Consider the following 780-nt stretch of genomic DNA (forward strand, 5'->3'; position numbering starts at 1 on the left):
GTACCATGCGCAAAGGCACGATCTTCTTAGGATCATGGATCTCATCGATGATCAGGTTGTTTCCGGCATCAACGGGTTTGCCTATCAAGTGATATGCAAGTCCCACAGCAAAGCCGGCCACTGGCAGGAGCCAGATCACCCAGGGATGGGTTTCTCGCCACTGGGTGGCATGATCCAAAGAAAGGAGGAATAACGCAGAAGCAGAGCCTGCCAAAAGAGCTACAAGACCAGCAAGCGCAAGCCATTTCGCTATATAGGGCAGTAAGTCGAGTTGTTCAGGTCGTCGAAATTTAGACATTTGGCCAGCCACAAAAAAGTAAGTGGGCCTGACCAAAAAGGGAATCTGAGCGCGAACGCCTACAGACCTGATTGATCAGGTTTCTGTAGGCATCATCAGCTGCTACGGGCGCAGCGGTTGGTTAATGGAGGAATGCCATCTCCAATCCGTCGATCTTAGCTAGCTCCGCTCAAAATGTAAAATCATGTTACGGAAACAATAAGCACAGGAAGATCTCCTGAAGCCTAGCTTGGTAAAAGGATGCCGGACTAGGTGGTTTTTTTGCCGACGAAGCCCATTTCAATTGGAGTCTTTATGTAAAACACCGAGATTTCCTCAAGCTCCAATCGTACGAACAACCGTTCAGATTCGTCCTCGGTGATAGCCATGCGAATCTCGGTAGGCTGATCCGCCAGTTCAAAAAAATGGGAGGAGTGCAGCCGACCGGTATGCCCAAAACCCTCGATACCCGTAGATAGGGTCGCACCACGTAGTCCCATTTC

2 protein-coding genes and 1 riboswitch are annotated in these 780 nt (G+C 49.9%); both genes read right to left on the reverse strand.

Annotated elements, in window-relative coordinates; genetic code table 11:
* On the reverse strand, window positions 1-298 hold a 298-nt coding region (locus tag KMS84_RS43615; RefSeq protein ID WP_256921242.1), incomplete at its 3' end, for a voltage-gated chloride channel family protein.
* Window positions 299-377: 79 nt separating this feature from the next.
* A riboswitch (Fluoride riboswitch) is annotated at window positions 378-450 on the reverse strand.
* Between the two features lie 96 nt (window positions 451-546).
* Window positions 547-780: DUF190 domain-containing protein (locus KMS84_RS43620; protein ID WP_256921243.1), on the reverse strand; the 234-nt coding region annotated here is incomplete at its 5' end.

The organism is Streptomyces hilarionis (assembly GCF_024539675.1).
Lineage (GTDB): Bacteria > Actinomycetota > Actinomycetes > Streptomycetales > Streptomycetaceae > Streptomyces > Streptomyces hilarionis.